At 60.4% G+C, this 19,118-nt stretch carries 19 protein-coding genes; 12 read left to right on the plus strand and 7 right to left on the minus strand.

Going from position 1 to position 19,118, the window contains the following annotated elements; translation table 11 throughout:
* The gene (locus tag AB4N44_RS05290) at positions 1-2,163 is read right to left on the minus strand and encodes a xanthine dehydrogenase family protein molybdopterin-binding subunit (protein WP_460109875.1); all 2,163 of its coding nucleotides are present in this window, start codon (positions 2,161-2,163) and stop codon (positions 1-3) included.
* Between the two features lie 22 nt (positions 2,164-2,185).
* The gene (locus AB4N44_RS05295) at positions 2,186-2,641 is read right to left on the minus strand and encodes a (2Fe-2S)-binding protein (protein ID WP_003224136.1); all 456 of its coding nucleotides are present in this window, start codon (positions 2,639-2,641) and stop codon (positions 2,186-2,188) included.
* Positions 2,642-2,907: 266 nt separating this feature from the next.
* Between AB4N44_RS05295 and AB4N44_RS05300 the strand changes: the two genes are divergently transcribed.
* Positions 2,908-3,738 carry an alpha/beta fold hydrolase gene (locus AB4N44_RS05300; protein WP_116029616.1) on the plus strand — a complete coding sequence of 277 codons (831 nt, stop codon included), beginning with the start codon at positions 2,908-2,910 and terminating at the stop codon, positions 3,736-3,738.
* 143 nt (positions 3,739-3,881) lie between these two features.
* Here the strand turns inward: AB4N44_RS05300 and AB4N44_RS05305 are convergent, their stop codons facing one another.
* Positions 3,882-4,274: a GFA family protein gene (locus tag AB4N44_RS05305; RefSeq protein WP_460109872.1), complete on the minus strand. Its 393-nt coding sequence runs from the start codon at positions 4,272-4,274 to the stop codon at positions 3,882-3,884.
* 628 nt (positions 4,275-4,902) lie between these two features.
* On the opposite strand from AB4N44_RS05305, the gene AB4N44_RS05310 reads away from it, so the two are divergent.
* From AB4N44_RS05310 to AB4N44_RS05355, 10 genes are all read left to right on the plus strand, one after another.
* Positions 4,903-5,268 (plus strand): DUF6124 family protein, encoded by a 366-nt coding sequence (locus AB4N44_RS05310; RefSeq protein ID WP_212621679.1) that lies wholly within the window; start codon positions 4,903-4,905, stop codon positions 5,266-5,268.
* A 228-nt stretch (positions 5,269-5,496) separates the two neighbouring features.
* Positions 5,497-6,165 (plus strand): class I SAM-dependent methyltransferase, encoded by a 669-nt coding sequence (locus AB4N44_RS05315; protein ID WP_371044027.1) that lies wholly within the window; start codon positions 5,497-5,499, stop codon positions 6,163-6,165.
* A 418-nt stretch (positions 6,166-6,583) separates the two neighbouring features.
* Positions 6,584-7,108: a sigma-70 family RNA polymerase sigma factor gene (locus AB4N44_RS05320; RefSeq protein WP_460109870.1), complete on the plus strand. Its 525-nt coding sequence runs from the start codon at positions 6,584-6,586 to the stop codon at positions 7,106-7,108.
* Between the two features lie 4 nt (positions 7,109-7,112).
* On the plus strand, positions 7,113-8,078 hold the full coding sequence (locus AB4N44_RS05325) for a FecR domain-containing protein (protein ID WP_460109869.1): 966 nt from the start codon (positions 7,113-7,115) through the stop codon (positions 8,076-8,078).
* A gap of 90 nt (positions 8,079-8,168) precedes the next feature.
* Positions 8,169-10,589, plus strand: coding sequence for a TonB-dependent siderophore receptor (locus tag AB4N44_RS05330; protein ID WP_460109867.1), 2,421 nt, complete (start codon positions 8,169-8,171; stop codon positions 10,587-10,589).
* 94 nt (positions 10,590-10,683) lie between these two features.
* Positions 10,684-11,187 carry a VOC family protein gene (locus tag AB4N44_RS05335; protein WP_460109865.1) on the plus strand — a complete coding sequence of 168 codons (504 nt, stop codon included), beginning with the start codon at positions 10,684-10,686 and terminating at the stop codon, positions 11,185-11,187.
* A 35-nt stretch (positions 11,188-11,222) separates the two neighbouring features.
* Positions 11,223-12,056 carry a helix-turn-helix transcriptional regulator gene (locus tag AB4N44_RS05340; RefSeq protein ID WP_460109863.1) on the plus strand — a complete coding sequence of 278 codons (834 nt, stop codon included), beginning with the start codon at positions 11,223-11,225 and terminating at the stop codon, positions 12,054-12,056.
* A gap of 190 nt (positions 12,057-12,246) precedes the next feature.
* The gene (locus AB4N44_RS05345; protein WP_077572353.1) at positions 12,247-12,549 is read left to right on the plus strand and encodes an ArsR/SmtB family transcription factor; all 303 of its coding nucleotides are present in this window, start codon (positions 12,247-12,249) and stop codon (positions 12,547-12,549) included.
* A 61-nt stretch (positions 12,550-12,610) separates the two neighbouring features.
* Positions 12,611-13,594: a zinc-dependent alcohol dehydrogenase family protein gene (locus AB4N44_RS05350; RefSeq protein ID WP_460109860.1), complete on the plus strand. Its 984-nt coding sequence runs from the start codon at positions 12,611-12,613 to the stop codon at positions 13,592-13,594.
* Between the two features lie 22 nt (positions 13,595-13,616).
* The gene (locus AB4N44_RS05355; protein WP_095118403.1) at positions 13,617-13,925 is read left to right on the plus strand and encodes an antibiotic biosynthesis monooxygenase family protein; all 309 of its coding nucleotides are present in this window, start codon (positions 13,617-13,619) and stop codon (positions 13,923-13,925) included.
* Between the two features lie 121 nt (positions 13,926-14,046).
* On the opposite strand, the gene AB4N44_RS05360 is transcribed toward AB4N44_RS05355, so the two are convergent.
* The 3 genes from AB4N44_RS05360 to AB4N44_RS05370 all read right to left on the minus strand — a co-directional run bounded on the left by AB4N44_RS05360 (position 14,047) and on the right by AB4N44_RS05370 (position 17,729).
* A complete protein-coding gene (locus AB4N44_RS05360; RefSeq protein WP_316916636.1) occupies positions 14,047-14,634 on the minus strand; it encodes a LysE family translocator in 588 nt (195 codons plus the stop codon).
* A 246-nt stretch (positions 14,635-14,880) separates the two neighbouring features.
* Positions 14,881-17,118 (minus strand): ATP-binding protein, encoded by a 2,238-nt coding sequence (locus tag AB4N44_RS05365; RefSeq protein ID WP_455806611.1) that lies wholly within the window; start codon positions 17,116-17,118, stop codon positions 14,881-14,883.
* Complete coding sequence (locus AB4N44_RS05370; protein WP_150750882.1) at positions 17,115-17,729, minus strand: biliverdin-producing heme oxygenase; 615 nt, start codon at positions 17,727-17,729, stop codon at positions 17,115-17,117. The genes AB4N44_RS05365 and AB4N44_RS05370 overlap by 4 nt, the downstream gene beginning before the upstream one ends.
* A gap of 275 nt (positions 17,730-18,004) precedes the next feature.
* On the opposite strand from AB4N44_RS05370, the gene AB4N44_RS05375 reads away from it, so the two are divergent.
* Positions 18,005-18,625 carry a LysE family translocator gene (locus AB4N44_RS05375; protein ID WP_460109855.1) on the plus strand — a complete coding sequence of 207 codons (621 nt, stop codon included), beginning with the start codon at positions 18,005-18,007 and terminating at the stop codon, positions 18,623-18,625.
* On the opposite strand, the gene AB4N44_RS05380 is transcribed toward AB4N44_RS05375, so the two are convergent.
* Positions 18,622-19,035, minus strand: coding sequence for a VOC family protein (locus AB4N44_RS05380; protein ID WP_460109853.1), 414 nt, complete (start codon positions 19,033-19,035; stop codon positions 18,622-18,624). The two genes, AB4N44_RS05375 and AB4N44_RS05380, sit on opposite strands and share 4 nt — an antisense overlap.
* Positions 19,036-19,118: the final 83 nt, after the last annotated feature.

A 19,118-nucleotide genomic window follows, 5' to 3' on the forward strand; every position in this document is an offset into this window, starting at 1 on the left:
TCACACCCCCGACAGTTGCAGCGGCAACTCGCGCAGGCGTTGCCCGGTCAGGGCGAACACCGCGTTGGCCACGGCTGGCGCGGTCGGCGGCACACCGGCTTCGCCGATGCCGCCAGGTTTGTCGCTGCTGGGCACGATGTGCACTTCCACCACCGGCATCTCGTTGAGCCGCAGCACCTGATAATCGTGATAGTTGGACTGCACGACCGCGCCATCCTTGAGCGTCAGTTTGCTGTGCAGCGCCATGCCCAGACCGAAAGTGATGCACGACTCCATCTGCGCAGCGATGCTCTGCGGATTCACCGCGATCCCGCAATCCACCGCACAAACCACGCGGTGCACGCGAATCGCCAGATTGTCCTGCGACACTTCGGCGACCTGCGCCACGTAACTGCCGAACGATTCGTGTACTGCCACGCCCAGCGCATGGCCATCCGGCAATGGGGCTTTCCAGTTGGCCTTTTCCACCGCCAGATTGAGCACACCTAAATGCCGAGGATGATCCTTGAGCAAGGTTCGTCGGTACTCGACCGGATCCTTGCCCGCCGCCGTGGCCATTTCATCGATCAGCGATTCCATGACGAAACCGGTATGGCTATGGCCCACCGAGCGCAGCCACAACACATTGATGCCGGTTTGCGGCGAATGCAGATCGACTTGGTGATTGGCCAAGCCTTTGACGTAAGGACTGTCGGAAACGCCTTCGACCGACGTTGCATCAACGCCGTTCTTGACCATGGTTTTTTCCAGCATCGTGCCGGCCATGATCGACTGCCCGACCAATACATGCTGCCAGCTCGAAGGCAAACCATCGGCACCTAGCCCGATCCGCGCCTGATGCAGGAACATCGAACGGTAGTAACCGCCGCGAATATCGTCCTCGCGCGACCACACGGTTTTCACTGGCATCGCGGCGGCTTTCGCCACCTGCACGGCTTCGGCGACGAAGTCTGACGTTGGGTTGGCGCGACGGCCAAAACCGCCGCCGAGGAATTCGGTGTGGATTTCCACCTGCTCCGGTTTCAGTCCGGTGATTTTGCCGGCGACCATTTGATCGAGCGTCTGAAACTGCGTACCGGTCCAGATCTCGCATTTCTCGGCGCTGATCTTTACCGTGCAATTGAGCGGCTCCATCGGCGCGTGAGCCAGATAGGGCACGCTGTATTCGACGTCGATCTTCTTCGCCGCTTTACCGAAACTGCCCTTGGCATCCCCGGCCTGACTCGCCGAGGTGCCTTGCGTGCCGGCCAGTTTGCGGAAACTCGTCAGCAATTTTTCGCTGCTCAGATCGGCATGCGGGCCCAGATCCCAATCGATCTTCAGCGCATCGCGACCCAGTTTCGCCGCCCAGTAATGATCAGCGATCACCGCAACGCCCGTCGGCACTTGCAGCACTTTGTGCACGCCCGGCACCGCCAGCGCTTCAGCGCCTTCGAAAGATTTCACGCTGGCGCCGAATACCGGAGCGCGCGCGACCATAGCCGTCATCAAGCCCTCAAACTGCACGTCCATGCCGAACTTGGCGCGGCCGGTGATTTTCTCCGGCGTGTCGAGGCGTTTGGTCGGTTTGCCGATGACTTTCCAGTCCTTGGCTTCCTTGAACGTAATCGACTTCGGATCCGGTACCGGCAGTTGCCCGGCGGCATCCGCCAGCTCGCCGTAAGTTGCGCGTTTGTCGCCCGCGATCACCACGCCCGATTCGGTGCGAATCGCCGATGGCGCCACTTCAAAGCGTTTCGCCGCCGCCTCCACCAGCATCTGCCGCGCGGTCGCGCCTGCCAGCCGATAACGGTCGAACTCCATCCACGTCGACGTCGAGCCGCCGGTAATCTGCATGCCGCCAAACCCCGGCATGCCGTAATCCGCCGCTGACGCCGGTGAGTGCTCGACGCGGATCTTCGACCAATCGGCATCCAGCTCCTCGGCAATCAACATGGTCAGGCCGGTCCAGATGCCCTGGCCCATCTCTGAATGCCCGAGCAACACGGTGACGCTGTTGTCTGCGGCAATGCGCAAAAACGCATTGGGCGCAAAGACCTTGCCTTCATTTTCGGCTGCATAGGCAAACTTGTGGCCGCCGGGGACGACAAACGCCACCACCAGCCCGCCACCCAACACGGCACTGCCTTTGAGAAAACCCCGACGCGATACAGGACTGTTCATCACCTATCTCCCACAGATTGAATCAGCCGATTTCCGACGCACGCTTCACAGCTGCGCGAATGCGGGGATAGGTGCCGCAACGGCAGATATTGCCGGAGAGCGCCTGATCGATATCGCTGTCGGTGGGTTTGGGGATTTTCGCCAATAAGGCGGCGGCAGACATGATCTGCCCCGACTGGCAATAACCACACTGCACCACGTCGAGTTCGGCCCAGGCTTGCTGCACCGGGTGCGAGCCGTCGGTGGACAGGCCTTCGATGGTGAGGATTTTCTGGCCGTGGGCCACCGCTGTTGCGGGGGTGATGCAGGCGCGCAACGGCGCCCCGTCAACGTGCACGGTGCAGGCCCCGCACTGGGCCATGCCACAGCCGAATTTGGTACCGGTCAGGTGCGCAACATCGCGCAGGACCCAGAGCAACGGCATGTCCGCGGGGACATCGAGCTCCTGATCCTTGCCATTGATATTCAAGGTCAACATCGGGGAAATTCCTCAGACTCACGGTGTTCTGAAGGGGCGTCGCTGTGGCCATCAATGCCTACGCGCGCCTCGGCTTATCCCTTTCAGCAAAGCCTAATTTGCGCGTGAAGCCAGACGTTGCGACCACCGGTCATGCAGATGTCGACTTTAATCCTACAGTTGATAACGGCTCGCACTGAGCCATCGCAGTGGAAAACTCGTCATGAGCGAAACCGGTCCGCGCTGACCGCGCGGGTTACCCATCAGATTGGTCTGGAGTTGCGAACATGGGATTTGTCACCAGCAAAGACGGCGTCGAGATTTTCTACAAGGACTGGGGCCCGAAAGACGCGCCGGTGATCCACTTCCACCACGGCTGGCCGCTCAGCTCGGACGATTGGGATGCACAGATGCTGTTCTTCCTCGGCAAAGGCTTCCGGGTGGTTGCCCATGATCGCCGCGGGCATGGGCGTTCGAGTCAGGTCTGGGATGGCCACGATATGGATCATTACGCCGACGATACGCTGGCGGTGGTCAACCATCTGGGTCTGAAGAACGTGGTGCATGTCGGCCATTCGACCGGTGGCGGTGAGGTGATTCATTACATCGCCCGGCATGGTCAGGACAATGTGGCCAAAGGCGTGTTGATCAGTGCGGTACCACCGTTGATGGTGCAGACCGAGAGTAATCCGGGTGGTCTGCCGAAAGCGGTGTTCGATGATTTTCAGGCACAACTGGCGGCGAATCGCGCGCAGTTTTATCGCGACATTCCGACCGGGCCGTTTTATGGCTACAACCGGCCGGGTGCCACACCTTCAGAGGGGATTATTGCCAACTGGTGGCGGCAAGGGATGATTGGCGGAGCGAAGGCGCATTACGACGGGATCGTCGCGTTTTCGCAGACCGATTTCACCGAGGACTTGAAGAAGGTCACGGTGCCGGTGCTGGTGATGCATGGCGAGGATGATCAGATTGTGCCGTATGCGGATTCGGGGCCGTTGTCGGCGAAGTTACTGCCCAATGGCACGTTGAAGTCGTATCCGGGATTCCCGCACGGGATGCCGACGACGGAGGCCGAAACGATCAACGCGGATCTGCTGGCGTTTATTCGCGGCTGAAATCATTGGCAGCCATACACTTCCCCCTGTGGGAGCGAGCCTGCTCGCGAATGCGATCTGTCAGTTGAACTTGAGCTGAGTGACCCACCGCTTTCGCGAGCAGGCTCGCTCCCACAAGCGGGATGTGATGGGGCTCACGTCCATTATTCTTCTGTGCGACTTGTACTCTCGCGATCACGCTCGTAGTGGTGGGCCAGTGGAAGCGCCGGTAGCCACGACTCGCGGCGGATGGTCCAGAGTTCGTAGGTGGGTTTGAACTGATTAGGCTCATCGAGCGATCCGACGTTGACCTCCACTTCATCTGCCGAACGCGCGAACACCGGAGAGCCGCAGCGCGGGCAGAAAAAGCGCCCGTTGTAGTCGCGGATTTCGCCGGTGACCTTTAACGCATCCTCGGGAAATATTGCCGAGGTGTGAAAGAGCGTGCCGTGACGTTTGCGGCAGTCGAGGCAGTGGCAGATGCCGACACGGTAGGGCTGACCTGTCACTTCGAAACGGACATCGCCGCACAAGCAACCGCCAGTCAATCGATTCATGTCACACCTCCTCTTCAGAATTCGAAATTACCGACAGCCCTCACCCTAACCCTCTCCCAGAGGTAGAGGGAACTGACCGCGCTGAATGTGCAAGTTGCACCGACTTGAGATACTGAGTCGAACTCAGGCCTGGAAGTACATGGAGATCTCGCTCCCTTCCCCCTCGCCCCCTTTGGGGGAGAGGGCTGGGGTGAGGGGGGAATCGCACTGACACACCGCAAAACCCAAAGCCCCCGCCATCCAGTATTTTCATCAATAAACACGAAGCCGTGATCACGTTTAAAGCACACAAACCGTTACGCCATCCTCCCTACAACACCTTGCGTCGTTACCTACGCGTACGCCAGAATCCGCCGGCTTACACGGCTATGGGCCGGGCTATATCGTTGGCCTGTCACTGCAAAACAGTGATCGGGTTTGGTAGCCCGCTTTAAATTGTCGTTGTTGCGACACCGTCGATGCTGTCTCCTTTTTTTGAGGTATGGCTTTGTATGGTGGGCATGCGTGGGGCTCATCCGTGAGCGCCGGGTTACCCAATTTGACCGGTCTACCAACCCGCGCATGGCCGCCACCCGCCGTTTGGTAGCGAGGGTGATGGCTCCCATTTTTTCAAATTGGAGCTTTATCTATGTTCAAGATCACGCCAAATCCACCGCCCACCGATCCAATCCCTCACGACCCAGCGCTTAACCCGCAAAAGGTCAAAGAGGCAACCGACCGCGCCCTCGACTATTACCTTCGACCCGAAGCCCTGGGCGCTCCACCAGGCTCGCCCCCGTTTCGCCCCGTCTACCTCGTCGACCCGACGCTGGATGAAGAAACCCTGTTGGTCGAAGCCTGTGAGTCGCTTTCCTACGCCCACTCCATGGCCGGTAACATCGCCAACTCAATAGGCGGCCCGGAGCGCAAACCGCTGCTGGCGCTGCAACAGGTGATCATGCTGAACGAGCTGTTGGTCAATCGACTGCTGGACAAGCTGCGCGTGCCGCAGTAGTCAGCAGACCGAATGAGTGAGGGGTTCCCTGCCCCTCACTTTCGCTTCGCCCCTCCGTCGCTTGATGAGCAAAACCCATCAAGCCATCGTGCTGATCCGCACAGTCACCTTCTTTACTATCCAAATCGCCGTGAACATACGTCACTGTTTAGGGTTGCGATTGGTGCGCGTAAGGCTCGCCTGGCGATCAACGTCCATACTGTGGTTTTCGATACAGTGGACACCGCCATGCCCTCCCCCGAATCCAGCCTTTTGCAGAGCTGGCACGACAACGCTGAGGCCTGGATCGAAGTGATCCGCAGCGGCGCTATCGAAAGCCGTCAGCAGGTAACCGATCAAGCGATTCTGCTGGCGATCATGGGCCGGCAGCCGCAGCGCGTACTTGATTTGGGTTGCGGCGAAGGCTGGTTGTTGCGGGCGCTGGCGGATCGCGGGATTGATGCGATCGGTGTGGATGGCGATGCGCAGCTGATCGAGGCGGCACGTTTGGCGGGGGCGGCGCGAGTGCATGTCGCGAACTATGAAGCGCTGGTCGATGGCAAGGTCGATATTGGCCGTGACTATGACCTGATCTGCGCCAATTTCTCATTGCTGCATCAGGACATTATTCCGCTGCTGGCCGCGATGAATGGGTTACTGATTCCTGGCGGTGCTTTGGTTATCCAGACATTGCATCCATGGGCCGTCGCGGCAGGTGATTATCAGGATGGCTGGCGCGAAGAAACCTTCGCCGGGTTCAAGGGCCAGTGGCAGCCGATGCCCTGGTATTTCCGCACACTGCCGAGCTGGCTTAATGCGCTGGACATGGCCAAGTTCCAACTGACCAGCCTGCAAGAGCCACAACACCCGCAAAGTCCCGTGCCGCAGTCGTTGCTGATAATGGCTGAGCGCCGCTGAGCTCCCAGATTTTCCACCATCCATTGTAGGAGTGAGCCTGCTCGCGATAGCGGTATGTCAGGCAATACAGATTCAGACTGTGCCAACGTCTTCGCGAGCAGGCTCGCTCCCACAGGGTTTTGCGTTAACCAAATATCCAGGGAACGCTGCTGCCCATTGTGGGAGCGAGCCTGCTCGCGAAAGCGGTGTGTCAGGCAATTCAAATACAGACTGTGCTGACGCCTTCGCGAGCAGGCTCGCTCCCACACGAATCAAGCAAGGTGGCGGATCACTGGTCATTACGACTACGCCAAGCCAGAAACCAAAAACCCTCCACCTAAAAGCAAACCAATATCATTTGCGCACTCCCCGTCCTTTTGCTTTAATCGCGACCCATTCCTATTTAGACCGGTAACGGTCGCCCTGGACGCTTGCGCTGATGACCGTCGCCGATGCCTCGCTCGTGCACAATCTCTACCTCAGCCACCATCGCTGGCTGCACGAGCTATTGCGTCGACGCCTGAGCAATGCGATGGATGCCGCCGACCTCGCCCACGACACCTTCGTGCGCGTGCTCAAGCGCCCGCAGGCCTTCAATGGCGAAGTCCATGAGCGCTCCCATCTGGCGACCATCGCCCGGGGGTTGTGCGTCGATCACTGGCGCCGTCGGCAACTCGAGCAGACCTGGCTCGACACCCTCGCCAGCCGCCCGCCAGCCTTGCAGCCCTCCCCCGAGCAACAGGCAATCATCGTCGAAACCCTGCGCGAAGTGGACGCCATGCTCCAGCGCTTGCCGCAACGGGTCAGCGAGGCGTTCATCCTCGCCCAACTGCACGGCATGCCGTACAAACTGATCGCCGCACAGATCGGCGTCAGCGAGCGGATGATCAAGAAGTATCTGGCGCAGGCGATGATGCATTGCGCGATCCTCGAAGCTGAACTCGACGGGTTGCTGATTGAGTAATCCGGTGAATACGCTCAGCCACGCCAGCCTTGAGCAGGCGGCCAACTGGTACGTGCAATTGCATGACGAGCAGGTTGCCGAGCCTGAGCGTCTGCGTTGGCAGGCGTGGCTGGCGCAAAGTCCCGAGCATCAGGCGGCATGGCGCTATGTCGAACGGGTTGGCCAGCGGTTTGCGCCATTGCAGAGCGAAAGCGAAGCCGTCAGCCACACCCTGCGCAACAGCGCGCGCACTTTGATCAGCCGTCGTCAGTCGCTCAAAGGCTTGCTGATTCTCGCGGCCACCGGGCTCGCGGGTTGGGCGGTCGGGCGCAATACGACGCTGCTGGACTCGATCGAACGCTTGAACGCCGACCTCTCCACCGGCACTGGGGAAACTCGCGAAGCGACGCTGAGCGATGGCAGTCGAATCTGGCTCAACGCCTTGAGCGCCTTGAATGTGCGTTTCGATGCCCGCCAGCGTTTGCTGCAACTGCGCGCCGGCGAAGTGCTGATCGATACGGCGAAAGACCTTGGTCGCGCCTTTTGGGTCGAGACCGAGCAGGGCCGGATGCGGGCGCTGGGGACGCGTTTCAGCGTGCGCCAGGCTGATCGCAATACGGTACTGAATGTCTACGAAGGCGCCGTTGAGGCCACTAACCACCAAGGCGTAAGCCAAGTGGTGCAGGCCGGGCAGCAACTGGTGTTCAGCGCAGGCAGGTTGAACATCCCGACCGTGGCGGACCCATCCCGCGAAGCCTGGCGGCGCGGCGTGTTGCTGGCCGATAACCTGCCGCTGGGCGAGCTGATCGAAGAACTCAGCCGCTATCGCCCGGGGCATCTGCATTGTGATCCGACGGTGGCGAACTTGCCGGTGATGGGTTCGTTCCCGCTCAAGGACACCGATCAGGCCTTGCGTCTGCTGGAAGCGGCGCTGCCGATCCGCATCGATAAAACCTTCAACTGGTGGGTCAGTGTCGGACCTAAAGCCTGAGGATTTTTTTCGCGCCACGGTTCCCTTTTTGCGGGTTCATTCGGTTAACCCACAGCAGACCTCAATTCGTTGACCGCCCCCGGGAACTCCATGTTGCGCGCCACCCTCGCCCGCTGTCGTTTTACTCTGGCCATGGCATCTGCCGTGCCGGGGTTGTGCGTGTCGATGGCGCTGGCAGATGTGCAGACGCAGCATTGCGCAGTGGCGCCCGGCTCCTTGGTCACCGCACTCAACCGCTTCGCCGAACAGAGCGGCGTGTTTATCGCCGGGCACAATGATCTGGCGGCAGACAAACGCAGCGCCGGTCTGAGCGGTGATTACACCCCGCAACAGGCTTTGCACATCCTCCTCAATGGCAGCGGTCTGCAAGCGCAGCGGCAAAGCGGCGGCGGTTACGTCCTGCGCAGCACAGCCTCTGCAGCCCCACTGCAACTGGACGCCACCACCATCAGCGGCAAAACCCTCGGCGCCATCACCGAAGACACTCACGCCTACACCACCGGCCTCAGCGCCTCCGCCACCGGTCTGCCGCTGTCCCTCCGCGAAACCCCGCAATCGGTCACGGTGATCACCCGCCAGCAACTCGACGATCAGGGCGCCAACGGCATCGCCGACGTGCTGCGCCGCGCGCCGGGTATCAGCGTGCAGAACTACGACAGCGAACGTTGGGAGTTTTCCAGCCGTGGCACGCCGATCACCAATTTCCAGTACGACGGCGTCAACACCGATTACGACGGCGTCTACGATTACGGCACCACCAGCACCGACATGGCGACCTTCGATCGCGTCGAAATCATCAAGGGTGCCACGGGCCTGATGACCGGCTCGGGCGACCCGTCGGCCACGGTCAACCTGATCCGCAAACGGCCGACGCCCACCGTCAAAGCCGCACTCAGCGCCAGCGTCGGTTCGTGGGACAACTATCGCAGCGAATTCGACATCGCAGGGCCGCTGAACGACAACCTGCGCGCCCGTTTCGTTGGCGTTCATCAGGAACGCAGCGCTGACGCCGATCACTACCAGAACAGCAAGGACATCGCCTACGCCATCGTCGAAGCCGATCTAAACCCGGACACTCTGTTGACCGTAGGTTTCGATCAACAGAACACCCGCTCACGCGGCGCCACCTGGACCGGTTTTCCGATGTTCTACAGCGACGGTTCGCGGACGAATTTCTCGCGCTCGTTCAACCCGGCAACCGACTGGAGCCGCCGCGATTTCATCAACCAGACGCTGTTCGCCTCCGTCACCCGGCAACTGCAAAACGACTGGGCCTTGAAGCTCAGCTACGACCGCAAACACCGCGAGCACGACACCCTGCTCGGCTCCGCCAGCGGCGGCAATCCGGACCCGCTGAGCGGCGACGGCATGTTCCTCTACATGGGCCAATTCAAGGGCGACGAGGTGCAGGACAATGTCGATCTCAACCTCGGCGGGCCGTTCAGCCTGTTCGGTCGCGAGCATCAGTTGCTGGTCGGTTTCATGTCGATGAACACCCGCCAGGACAACCCGGTTTACGGCTCGGTGTACCCGCCGCTCAACGGCAGTATTTTCGCCTGGCATGGCGAGTTCGCCAAACCGGATATCCCGCAGATCGGCACGGACACCATCCGCCAGCGTCAGACCGGCGCGTACCTCTCCACGCGCTTCAAGACCAGCGACGATCTGGCGCTGATCCTCGGCGCACGGGTCAGCGATTTCAACGCCAGCGACCACCTCGACTACAGCGACCCGAACACCGCCAATGTCCGCGACGGTTACCGCCAGACCGGTGTGATCACGCCGTATGCCGGCGCCGTCTATGACCTCGATGACAGCTACTCGCTCTACACCAGTTACACGCGCATCTATCAACCGCAACTGAGCAAGGACGCCACGGGCCAGATACTCGACCCGGTGCAGGGCGACAGCTACGAAGCGGGGATAAAGGCCGAATATTTCGACGGCCGGCTCAACGCCAGTTTCGCCGTGTTCCGCATCGAGCAGGACAACGTCGCCGAACAGGTCAGCGGCTTCGACAATCAGGCGGTGTACCGCGCCGTGCAAGGTGCGACTACAAAGGGCTTCGAGTTCGAACTGGCCGGTGAAATCGCCGAAGGCTGGAACCTCTCCGCCGGCTACGCCTACAACCACACCCGCGATGCCAAAGGTGATCCGGTGTACGCCACGATTCTACAAACCACCGCGCCCGAGCAATTGGTGCGGGTGTTCAGCAGCTATCGCCTCCCCGGCGTCTGGCAAAACCTGACGCTGGGCGGCGGTGTCAGTTGGCAGAGCGAATTCTTCGGCGACGTATTCCAGCCCGGCGCCAAGCAGAACGTGCGCATCACGCAGGACAGTTACTACCTGGTCGATGCGATGGCCCGCTATCGCTTCAACGAGCACCTGAGCACTTCGCTCAACATCAAGAACCTCTTCGACAAGACCTACTACACGGGCCTTGGCAACTTCGGCACCGGTTTCTACGGCGAACCGCACAACCTGCAACTGACGGCGCGCTGGGATTTCTGACACACGGCAACTTGTCGATCTACGGCACCGGCAATCGACCAAGGACTGACTACGCTGTTAATCCAGCGTGTCTAACCTGCCGAGGATGACTGCCATGCAACGCTTTCAGAAACTCACGCCCTGCCTGTGGTTCGACGATCAGGCCGAAGCCGCCGCGAAGTTTTACTGCTCGATCTTCGATCACGCGAAAATCACCGGCCTGACCCACTACAGCAAGGTCGGCCAGGAATTTCACAGCAAGCCGGAAGGTGCGGTGATGACCGTCAGTTTCGAGCTCGACGGCCAGACCTTCACCGGGCTCAACGGTGGGCCGATGTTCAAATTCAGCGAGGCGATCTCGTTTCAGGTCAACTGCCAGAATCAGGAAGAAGTCGACCATTTCTGGGGCAATCTGTCCGAGGGTGGCCCTGTCGAAGCCCAGCAATGCGGCTGGCTCAAGGACAAGTTCGGTGTGTCATGGCAGATCGTCCCGGTGGCGTTCATGCACATGATGCTGGATGCCGACACCAGCAAATCGCAGCGAGCGATGCAGGCCATGTTCACGATGAAAAAACTCGACATTGCCGAACTCGAACGGGCCTTTGCCGGCCAGAGCTAATACACTGGCGCACTGGCCTGCCCGGAATAACAACGATGAAACACGCTGCCGCCAAAAACCCTGAAAAAGCCCCGCGCTTCTGGCGCGACGCGGCGCTGCCATTCATTGAAGCGCGGGCCATCGCCGATGGTCGCGAGGTCTGCTATGCGCGGCATTCCCATGCGCACTTTTCCATTGGCGCAATCACCGCCGGGCGCAGCACGTATGTGCATGAACAGGCGCAGTTCGATGTCGCGGCGGGCACCGTGGTGCTGATGAATCCCGGTGATGTGCATGCGTGCAATCCGATTGATGACCAGCCTTGGTCGTATGTGATGCTGTACGTCGAGACGCCGTGGCTGACGGATCTGCAGCATCAGTTGGGGTTCAGTGCCGAGCTCGAGTTTCGGCGGTTTTCCGACACGCACTTGCAGGAGGCAGAATTGTTTCGCGACCTGATCGCGCTTTACGACGTACTGGTCGACGAGCAACAGGATGTCTTGCGCAAGCAAAGCGCGGCGGTGGAATTCTTCAGCGACCTGCAACTGCGCCTCAACCCTGCCGAACCGTCGTTGCGCGAGCCGAATTTCAAACTGGAACGCGCGGCTGACTTTATCCGCGAGCACTGCACCGAGCTGCTGAACCTCGACGACATCTGCGCCGCGGCACAGCTGTCACCGTCGTACCTGATCCGCGCCTTCAAACAGCATTACGGCATGACGCCCCACGCGTTTCTGGTCAACCAGCGCATCCAGTTCGCCCGCGAGCGATTGCGCGACGGCCAGTTGATCGCGGATGTGGCGCTTGAGGCAGGGTTTGCCGATCAGGCGCATTTTCAGCGGGCGTTCAAGCAGCACCTGGCGGCCACGCCCGGCCAATATCGCGGCTGACACGTCATCTGAAACTCAACACCTCCCCTGTGGGAGCGAGCCTGCTCGCGAAAGCGCTGTGTCAGTCACGGGAATATTGACTGTGCCACCGCTTTCGCGAGCAGGCTCGCTCCCACAGGGTCAGAGTGATTGCCTGATCGGTTTCACATTCAGATATTGACATATCGGTAAATTCCGATATCTTCGCGGCATGGAACTACTCGAAATCTTCAAAGCCCTCTCGAACCGCACACGCCTGGAAATCCTCAAAGGCTTGAAGGATCCCGAGAAACACTTTCCTCCGCAGGATGAAGGTGACGTGCACACGGTGGGCGTTTGCGTCAGCAGTATTCAGGAAGGCGTCGGGCTGTCGCAGTCGACGGTGTCTGATTATCTGGCGACGCTGCAACGCGCCGGCCTGGTGGAAGTCAGGCGCATCGGCCAATGGACCTATTACAAACGCAACGAAGCAGCGATCAGTGCGCTGGCCGAGATCATCGGCAGCGAGCTGTAATTTTTTACCCCATGATATCGAAATTTCCCGATATCCCTTTTTACCGAAACGAGGCAATGCAATGAAAGCGATGATCCTTACTTCATTTGGCGGCGCGCAATCGTTCGAACTGCGCGACGTGCCCAAGCCAGTGCCACAAGCGGGCGAAGTCCTGGTACGGGTGCACGCCACCTCCATCAACCCGCTGGATTATCAGGTTCGCCGTGGCGACTATGCCGATCTGGTGCCCCTCCCCGCCATTACCGGGCACGACGTTTCTGGCGTTATCGAAGCCGTTGGGCCGGGGGTGACGGCCTTCGTACCGGGCGACGAGGTCTGGTACACCCCGCAAATATTTGCCGGCCCGGGCAGTTATGCCGAGTACCACGTTGCGGCGCAAAGCATTGTTGCCAAGAAACCGCCCGCGTTGAGTCACCTCGAAGCGGCCAGCCTGAGCCTGGTGGGCGGAACCGCGTGGGAAGCATTGGTCGTGCGGGCCGCGCTCAGAGTCGGCGAAAGCATTCTGATCCACGGCGGTGCAGGCGGCGTCGGCCATGTTGCGATCCAGCTGGCCAAAGCCATCGGTGCGAAGGTCTTCACCACCGTACGCGAAGCAAATTTCGAGTTCGCCCAGCGCATGGGCGCCGATGTGCTGATCGACTACGAAAAGGAAGATTACGTCGAGGCGATCCTGCGCGAAACCGAGGGGCGCGGCGTCGATGTGGTGTTCGACACCATCGGCGGCAACGCCTTGTCACGCAGTCCTGACGCGCTTGCACAGCTTGGCCGCGTGGTGTCGATCGTCGACCTTGCCCAGCCACAAAACCTGATTCAGGCGTGGGGCAAGAACGCCAGTTATCACTTCGTGTTCACCCGGCAAAACCGCGGCAAGCTCGATGAACTGAGCGCCTTGATCGCAAACGGTCAGTTGCGTCCACACGTTGGCGCAGTCTATCCACTGGCCGACATCGGCCTCGCCCATGCCTTGCTGGAAACGCCTAACAACGGCGTCCAAGGCAAAATCGCGATTGCCGTCGCGCCGTCGCCCGAACTCGCCAATCGCTGAACTCAGTTCCGAGGAGAACATCATGATTTATGAGATCGCTTTACTGCCCGTTCACACAGGGAAAACCGAAGCCTTCCGGCAGGCGTTTGCCGAGGTCGAGCCGTTGCTCAAACGCGCCAAGGGTTACGGCGGGCACTTGCTTGCGCAGGGAATTGAAACGCCTGAGGTGTTCAATCTGATTGTGCGCTGGCAATCCCTTGAGGATCACACGCCTGGGTTTGAAGCGAGTGAGGACCACCGGCTGTTCATGCTGGGGCTGGAGGAATATTTTTCAGAGGAGCCGAAGGTCTGGCACATGGAAGGTGGCGCGTTTCAGCAGCCGTTCAACTAATCAATCTCTCGGCTACCCGTGATCCATTGTAGGAGTGAGCCTGCTCGCGATAGCGGTCTATCAGTCGACATTTATATTGACTGATAGATCGCTATCGCGAGCAGGCTCACTCCTACAGGGTTTACGGTAGCAGCAGGTATATCGCGCTGACGGTCAACAACCCCGCCATGCTCCGGTTGAACCAACGCATCCCCGCCGCGTTGCTCAGATACCCACGCAAAAACGTCCCGGCATACACCCAGCAGCCGACCGACAGATAACAGATCACCAGATACACCGCCGCAAACTGCCACACCAGCCGCGCCTCGCCATCGGCGACAAACGCGCCCATACCCGCGACGCAGGCCATCCAGGCTTTCGGGTTAAGCCACTGCATCACCGCGCCGTACAGCATCGACGGCGCCCGCCCCGATTCACGGGCATTCAATTGCCCGTCATCCATGGCCAGTTTCCACGCCATGAACAGCAGAAACGCCACACCGGCCAGTTGCACCACGCGGGTCATGAATGGCCAGAGCTTGAGCACCTCGTGCAGACCCAACCCCATCAGCACCAGCAGCAACACAAACCCCAACGTGGCCCCGGCAACATGCCGTTGACTGGCGCGAAAACCGAACTGCGCCCCGGAACTCAACGCCACAATGTTCACCGGCCCCGGCGTGATCGACGCCGCCAACGCAAACGCCGCCATGGAAACAATCAGACTCATCGCACACCTGCTTCAAATCGAGGAACAAGGTGCTCACGGTATCGAGCGCCCGATCCTGGGTATTGAAGAAAATGCCCCTGTGATCCTGATCGTTCCCACGCTCTGCGTGGGAATGTAGCCCGGGACGCTCCGCGTCCCTTCCAGAGCCGAACGCAGAGCGTCCGTTGAGGCATTCCCACGCAGAGCGTGGGAACGATCAAACAATCCCATTCGCGAGCAGGCTCGCTCCCACATGAAAATCGACGCTCAGTCCAAACGTGGCACGGTGAAGCGGAACTCGCTGCCCTGCCCCGGCTCGCTCTCGGCGAAGATCCGCCCGCCATGGGCTTCGACGATGCCTTGGGTGATGTACAAACCGAGACCAGTGCCGGTCGGGTTGCCCTCTTTCACCGTCCAGTAACGATCGAACACGTGCGGCAGATGCTCCTTGGGAATGCCTTCGCCGCTGTCGCGCACGGTGAAGACAATGTCATCGCCGACCGACGTGGCATGCACGCCCACCCTGCCCAGGCGCGGGGTGAACTTGATCGCATTGCCGACCAGATTCGACAGCACCTGAAACAGCCGCTCCGGGTCGGCATGAATGCGCAGATCAGGATCGGCGTCGAAGGAAATGCTGATGTCCTTGTCCAGCGCCAGCGGCGCGAGCAGTGCCTGCGCCTCCTCGAACATCTGCCCGACGTCAAGTTTCTGCGGGGTGATGGAGTAGCGCCCGGCGTCGATTTTCGAGGTATCGAGCAAATCCTCCAGCAGCGTATTCATGCGGCCGGCAGCCTGTTGCATGGTGTCGATGGCCGTCGAGATGCGCCGCGAAGTGTGCGGGCCGTCCGAGCTGAAAGCCTTCTGCATCATGCCGCAAAGCATCGAAATCACGGTCATCGGGTTGCGCAGATCGTGGGATACCACGGCCACCAGCTCATCGCGGGCGCGCACCGCTTCCTGCTCACGACGCACTTGCCGCGCCAGATCATTTTCCAGTGCCGAACGCCGTAGATCGTTGGCGGCGAACAGATCACCGTGGCTCCACTTGGTGGAGATCCCGGCCATCTCGACTTTCCAGATTTCAAACGAGGTACGCGGGCGCAAACGCAGGCCGGCGTCGGAGTTTTCCAGGTCCAGTGGCTTGCGCGGATCGCCGCTCCAATTGATGTTTTCCTTGACCTCCGGACGGAACCAGAACACACCGTTGTCCACCGGTTTCGGCAAGCTCATGGCGAGCACACCGCTGGCCACCTGCTGATACTGCGCGGCCGGCGGGTAGACGCTGGCCAGGTGATGACTGGCAAACACCGCCTCGCCGCTGTCCTGCAACCACTTGTGCAACGCGCGGATTTCTTCCGGCTCCGGGCAGTTGCCGTAACGGTGCAGCTGCTTGTCTTCGATGATTGCAATACCGCCGGCATTGGTCAGCGCCAACAGGGTCTGTGGCTGATTGGCGAGGCCGTCGAAGACATTTTGCGGCGAGTCGATCATCGCTTGATTGAGCAGCGCCAACGCCTCGACTTTCTCTTCACGCTGACGGCTGATCTCCAGCGCTTCCATGGCGCTGATCTGCAGCGACAGCACCTGGCCGATGGTCTGACACGCGGCGCGCAATTCGTGCGGCACATGCAGTGGCTGACGATTGCCGCAGCTGATCAGGCCCCAGAGCTTGTCACCCTTGAGCAGGGAAATGCTCATCGACGACAGCACGCCCATGTTCTTCATGTACTGGCAGTGGATCGGCGATACGCTGCGCAGGGTGGCGAAACTCAGGTCTAGCGGCGTGTTCGTGTCCGGGCGCAGCTTTGGCAGCAGCGGCACCGGTTGGTAATCGGCATTGGGGATGATCCGCAGCCAATTGGTGCGATACAGCTCGCGCGCCTGTTCGGGAATGTCCGACGCCGGGAAAAACAGGCCGTTGAACACTTCCATCGACGGGTCCGAGGCTTCGGCGATGACCTGACCGTGGCCCTCCTCTTCGAAACGGTAGATCAACACCCGGTCGTAACCGGTCATGGCCTGGATTTCCTTGACGCTGATGTCGTACAGCGCCTGCAAGGTGGTGGCCGCTTGCAGACGCTGAAGCATGCGCCCCAGATGGGTCTGGTTGCCGGCGACGTTGCGCGGCTGGAAATTCTCGACGTGGATTTCCAGCTCCAGAATCAGCACGCCCTGATGGCGATGCAGCAGGCCCTCGAACGCGGTGCCATTGAGCCGGAAGCGCAGCGGCTGCAAGTCGGACAGCGACGGTTGCAGCAAGGCTTCGCGCACTTTTGCCGCTTCGGCGTCGCCGATCAGGCTTGCCAGCGGCTGGCCGATCAGGCTTTGCGGCTCTCGGGCCAGCAACGTTTCGACATTGGCGCTGACCTGAATGATCGCCAGCTCAGGCTCGCTCAAGGTCAGCAGCAAACCGTGGGGCTGGATCGCACCGGGGAAACGGATCGGCTCGTCGGCACAGTTGGCCAGCAGTTCTTCAAAGTCTTGTTTGTCTTGCGGGTTCATGCCAGTACCTCCCGGCTTTCGAGCCAGTGCTCGAAACAGCTGAATGTGGTTTGTGCTGCCGTGACGACAGCGGCGCGCTCGGCGGCGCTCATTGGCCGACTGCCGAGGTATTCGATAAAGTCCCGCCAGCGCCGGCCCGTGGCGGCGCCGTAGATATCGAGAAAGGCCGCGCCGTTATCGGCTTCCAGGCCTAACCGGGTGGAGATTTCCCGGCGCAGAATCTGCCCGCCGAGCGTCGCGCCCTCGAGCACGTAGAGCACGCCCAGGCAGGCAGCGCTTGAATCGATGACCGGCAACTGCTCGCACTGCGGCAGGCCTTGCAGCGCTTCGGCAGATACGCCCAGCGCGTGCAGATCAGTGCGCAAGGTTGGCGCTTTGAGTCGAGGCGTCAGTTCAAAATCGGCAGGCATTGCATCGCTGCGTAGCAAAGCGTTTTCCAGCGGCAGATAGAAGCCGTAATAAGCCTGCATCAGCCGCACAAAAGCCTGTGTATCGAGAAAATCGGAGAAAAAAGGAAGGCGTTTTTCCAGTGCGATGTGCAGTTCGGCAGTGCCGGCTCGCAGATCTTGCAGCACCGGTGGCACATAAACTTCACGGGCCTTTGCTTGCATGTAGATCGCTCTTGGTGGGGCCGCCTGGGGCCAAACGGGGTGGGTGCAACGTCGGCGAAATTTTACACGGCTATCGCCGTATCTGACCGGATGGATAGTTTTTTCTGACGAAACCATCACCCTATGACTGATACAGAGTGAAGGCATCTGCAAAAAGTTCGACCGCGTTGCCCAACAGCGCGGGGCGCTGTACCGCGACAGCGCTGCGTGACTGTATGGGTCTGAGCGCGTGGGGGCTGTGATAAAAACATGGTCCTCGTTACTGGAGTGCCGTCATGGATCTCGCCACCCTCACCCTGTTTCTTCCGGCCTGTTTCGCCCTGAACATGGCCCCCGGGCCGAACAATCTGCTGTCGGTCAGCAACGCCACGCGTTATGGCTTTCGCCGCGCGTGCACGGCGGGCATCGGGCGGATTCTGGCGTTCGCCGGGATGATTGCGCTGGCCGGTGCGGGCCTGTCGGTGGTGCTGCAGACCTCGGTATGGCTGTTCCATGCGATCAAGATCATTGGCGCGGCGTATCTGTTGTATCTGGCCTGGCAGTTGTGGCGGGCCAATCCTGAGGCCGAGCAACAGGTAACGGGCGCGACCGTTGGTTTCTTTGCGTTGGCGCGGCAGGAGTTTCTGGTGGCGGCGGGCAATCCGAAGGCGATCCTGTTGTTTACCGCGTTTCTGCCGCAGTTCGTCGACCCGGCGCGCCCGGTGCCGGCGCAATTCGCGGTGCTGGGCGTGCTGTTTCTGTTGCTGGAGTGGATCGCCATCAGCGCCTACGCCTGGATGGGCCTGCACATGCGCCGCTGGTTCGCCCAGCCGCGCGGCAAACGGATCTTCAATCGTTGCTGCGCAGGCCTGCTGTCGGCGGCGGCATCGGTGCTGTTGACGGCGAAACGCGCTTAAGCCTCGGACGGGCCTTTGAGTTCTACCTGATTGCCATCCGGGTCGAAGCAATACAGCGACAGCCCTTTGCCCTCGGCGCCGAAGCGTGATTCGGCTTTTGCCACAGTCAGGCCGAAGGTTTGCAGGTGTGCAATCAGCGCTGCTTCATCGAACGGTTCGATGCGCAGGCAGAAATGATCAACGTTACGCCGCTCGGCCCCGGCCGCCCCGCCGCCCTTGCGGCCGAGTTCGCCTTGCAGGCCGACGAGGTCGATCATCGAAGTGCCGGCGCGCAGGTGGATCAGGCCCAGCGGCTCGTTGCGCTTGACCACTTCGGCGCCGAAGACCTGGTTGTAGAAGTCGATGCTGCGTTGCAGATCGGCGACGCGCAGGACGATGTGATCAATGTGTTGGATGGAAAACGGATGCATCGGGCACACCTCAACAAACGGTAGGAGCTGCCGATAGCGGCGATCTGTGGATTTTGGGGCGCGGAGCGTCCCGGGCTGCATTC

The sequence above is a fragment of the Pseudomonas sp. S3_C06 genome, assembly GCF_054667675.1.